Raw genomic sequence first — 3487 nt, 5'->3', positions numbered from 1 at the left:
ACATAAAACAAAAGCGACACGATCATCTTTCAGCTGTGGTCGTAAGATAGACCAGGCTTTAACTATATTCTCGTTCATATAAACCCCTTTAACGTTAACGGAATAACTATAACAGGATACGCAAGTTGATTAACATAGCCGGCCGCAACAATTAGTGACCACATTAAGGCAGCGTGAACCAGCCTAAGTTCTGCGCACCGAGCAACCATGCGTACACAATCAGTGAACCTAAAATAAGCACACTAAAGAAGTTCGCTTTCTTACGTTTGATGTTTGCAGCTTGTGGATTGCATACACACCATACGAAGAAATATTTAACAACTAAATATGCAAGCGAAACAATGACAGCGTAACGCATAAACGGTACATACCAGATCACAAGACCCAAAATAATTGCAAGAATCCAGTTAATACCTAGCCATATTGCACTACTGAAAGCCAGAACGAACATAATAGATCTCCTCTCGAGTATTTACATACGGAATTAACTTTATACGAACAATATAGGGCAGGTGAGGTGAGGATATAAAGTGTCTAGTGACGAGATAATCTACAAACGATGAATCCTTGGCAGAGATCTAAGAGCCGCCCCGCGGCGTTACTATAACGTCCCATGATCGTCAGTGAGGTGATCGTTACGTGATGTGACTGTCACTTGTTCTATTGTTATGTTGTTTATTGTTGCACTCGTTATTATTTTTTATTTGATTAGTATGCTATCTACTACATGACTATATTATACCGTCCAGTATAATTACATCTGTTACTATCCACCTGCCCACTATGTGCTGTCTATGTATGTGCGGCCTGGTATGTTCGGCGCGTGCTGTTACCTGGTATTTTCGACACGCTCGCGCTACCTGGTATTTCCGGCACACCGTCTACCGTATAGTCCCGGATGTTATTATTATGAAACACAACTAAAAAAGTTCTAAAATAGTGCAGATAATAGTTGCATCCGATACCCCGTTGTCATATTATAAATGCGTAGGGTAAAGGGGGTTTTCAAGCGGGACACGGGTTCCGCGCCCGCCTCACCCGAAGGGAGATTGCATTATGTCCATTATCTACTTACCGCGTTCTATGTCCCAGTCCATGATCACCAAACGTATTATCGGCAAGCGCCTGTATCAGCTGGGCCTTACTGCGGAAAAAGTCGACGGGGATTGGGGTTTCGACGAGTATTTAGTAATGCTCCCGGGCAACGAAAAGTATTCCAGCACCCCGTTATATATTCGCATCAACGAGGACGGTACTGTCAGCTCTTATAGCGTAATGTATGGTAGACCAGTATGTCAAGCGAATAGCCTTTGGTCTGTGTTCTGCTTTATTACAATGATAGCGAAGGTCATTCAACATTACTAGCGTGCTAATGGTTGCCCATTGTTACAGTGGGCTCCCACTAGCAATCCGCTAGAACAACATGGAGATATTTACAATGGCAACTATCACCCGCGTAGCAAAAGATGCTCGCTTCTTCGCCACTATGTCTAACGCTCGCCGCGCCTTAAAAAAGGTTCTGGACGTAGACACAGCGACAGCTAACAGCTTTATTCACCAGGAACCGCACGAAGACGGTGGCCGCTACTGGTACAGCGAAAGCGCCGTTAATAAGGCAGCTAACGATCTGGTTGAAGCTGATAAAGCAACTGTCGTGGAAGTGACCACACAACAAGCTCCGGTCGCTCCCGTCAAAGGTAAAACGCGCAGCGAAACGCGCAACGGGGTCCGCCGCCCGATTAAAGGTAAATGTGCAGACGTTTGGAACGCTCTGGATAATATGTTGCCTAATGGTGTGCCAACTATTGGTAACGTCCGTGACCTTGCGAAAGCTAATGGTTGGAATATTAATAATGCAACGATTGAATTCTACGCATGGCGTAAATTCCACGGGCTCAATAATAAAGGGGGCAACTAATTATGTTCTACTTATTAGCGTTCTTGGTATTCGGTGCTCCAATAGTTGCAGGACTGTACTATACGGAGGGCAAATAATATGGAAACTATCGTTCTATATTGTTGGGTTGACCTGGACGAACACGAATATTGCGTGAATATTAACAACGGACCAGTCCCGGACGTGACATTCGCATCCTATGACGAAATGGATGCTTATGTAAAAGGTTTCACCGAGTGCGCTCGCATTGCAAATATTAACGTGACTGTAATTTTACCGGAGTGATTATCATGCGTAAACCTAACCAGAATTCTTTCGTTGAAATGGCTCGAGTTGTGTTGAACCGTCAGTCCTTCTACCTGTACCACCGTCACGAATTTGACCTGTGGACCGAAGAAGAAACATGCTGTCAGTATGAAATTCATACTCACAAAGGTGTGATATTCACTTCCAGTAACTATCCGGAAGTTAAAGAATACTGGGACAAGCTGATCGCTGAAGCGTATGCTGAATTTCAGAAGCAAACTATTCACCCGATGGGCCTTCGCGCTGAGTAAATATTAACATTAACATAATTTAAGGAGTAATTATCATGGCACAAGCAATTATCACTAAATTCCTGGCTCCAACTATGTCCCGTGGCGATCGTGTAAAAGCAACATGCTGGAATAGTTCCGTGACTATTGCCTGGAGTTACCAGTTGGACACATACGGAAACCACCGCGCCGCAGTGGAAGAACTGGTCAAAAAGTTAAACGCTAAAATGGACGCCGAGTTTAAGATCGTAGCTGGTGGAGAGCTCCCGGATCAAAGCGGTTACTCCTTCATTATTACTGCATGAGGGATAATTATGGAACGCAACTATTTCCAGCTTATTTATCGCGGTCGTTGCTATCACATCCGTAACAAGTTTCGCAACCTGACCCGAGATGAACTTGAGTACGCTATTAATCTGGTAAGTGATGGTCACTTCGCTACACTATCACAAGCGTTAGAATATGTGTCCGCTGAGTGACATATACATTGCCCATAGTAACAGTGGGCAATAATATGCAATCCGCATAGTTAACTGAGGAAATTATTATGCAAGCTATCCATGTAAAAACACTGTCCGCTACCGAAACGAAATGTCGTCGCTATAAAGCTGTCGGCCTTGATATGTGTGTTGTTACCCCCATTGACTACCGCCTCAACAGCGAAGCGAATGCAGCTTATGCAGCGCAAGAGCTGGTGGACAGGTACAACTCTCGCGCCAAGTGGAAGGTTCGCATTCTTGGTATCGGTACGCTTCCAGATAATACCTGGGCGGTACTATTAGATAATAAATAACTTCTAACTGCATTATACAATCCGCGCCCTGTTGAAGTCCAACGGGGCGTTTTCGTTTTTGTACCCGCACCACCTCCCGCGCAGCCCTGCTGACCACATATTCCTCACCAATAACTCCACCATTCGCGCTCTAAGAACCTGGACCCCCCCCTCCTCTGTACATTACCATAGACTCCAATTTAATCGCCTTATACGCCCTTACAGCGATCCACCCCCTGCATCCCTGTACGCCATTTTGGGGCATTTTCGCCCCCCCCCCCC

At 45.1% G+C, this 3487-nt stretch carries 5 protein-coding genes; 4 read left to right on the top strand and 1 reads right to left on the bottom strand.

Annotated elements, in window-relative coordinates:
- Window positions 1-163: 163 nt before the first annotated feature.
- The gene (locus tag BM613_RS14065) at window positions 164-451 is read right to left on the bottom strand and encodes a hypothetical protein (protein ID WP_109431794.1); all 288 of its coding nucleotides are present in this window, start codon (window positions 449-451) and stop codon (window positions 164-166) included.
- 972 nt (window positions 452-1423) lie between these two features.
- On the opposite strand from BM613_RS14065, the gene BM613_RS14055 reads away from it, so the two are divergent.
- From BM613_RS14055 to BM613_RS14035, 4 genes are all read left to right on the top strand, one after another.
- Window positions 1424-1918 (top strand): hypothetical protein, encoded by a 495-nt coding sequence (locus BM613_RS14055; RefSeq protein WP_181363200.1) that lies wholly within the window; start codon window positions 1424-1426, stop codon window positions 1916-1918.
- Window positions 1919-2187: 269 nt separating this feature from the next.
- Complete coding sequence (locus BM613_RS14045) at window positions 2188-2454, top strand: hypothetical protein (RefSeq protein WP_109431790.1); 267 nt, start codon at window positions 2188-2190, stop codon at window positions 2452-2454.
- Between the two features lie 35 nt (window positions 2455-2489).
- Window positions 2490-2738 (top strand): hypothetical protein, encoded by a 249-nt coding sequence (locus BM613_RS14040; RefSeq protein ID WP_109431789.1) that lies wholly within the window; start codon window positions 2490-2492, stop codon window positions 2736-2738.
- Between the two features lie 242 nt (window positions 2739-2980).
- Window positions 2981-3226 (top strand): hypothetical protein, encoded by a 246-nt coding sequence (locus tag BM613_RS14035; protein ID WP_109431788.1) that lies wholly within the window; start codon window positions 2981-2983, stop codon window positions 3224-3226.
- Window positions 3227-3487: the final 261 nt, after the last annotated feature.

The organism is Sulfoacidibacillus thermotolerans (assembly GCF_003144315.1).
GTDB lineage: Bacteria > Bacillota > Bacilli > Alicyclobacillales > SLC66 > Sulfoacidibacillus > Sulfoacidibacillus thermotolerans.
This window is presented reverse-complemented; position numbering and strand designations above follow the sequence as displayed.

Bases quoted from the DNA above. Each gene is read 5' to 3' on its own strand.
- BM613_RS14065 (WP_109431794.1), bottom strand. From the start codon at position 451: ATGTTCGTTCTGGCTTTCAGTAGTGCAATATGGCTAGGTATTAACTGG.
- BM613_RS14055 (WP_181363200.1), top strand. From the start codon at position 1,424: ATGGAGATATTTACAATGGCAACTATCACCCGCGTAGCAAAAGATGCT.
- BM613_RS14045 (WP_109431790.1), top strand. From the start codon at position 2,188: ATGCGTAAACCTAACCAGAATTCTTTCGTTGAAATGGCTCGAGTTGTG.
- BM613_RS14040 (WP_109431789.1), top strand. From the start codon at position 2,490: ATGGCACAAGCAATTATCACTAAATTCCTGGCTCCAACTATGTCCCGT.
- BM613_RS14035 (WP_109431788.1), top strand. From the start codon at position 2,981: ATGCAAGCTATCCATGTAAAAACACTGTCCGCTACCGAAACGAAATGT.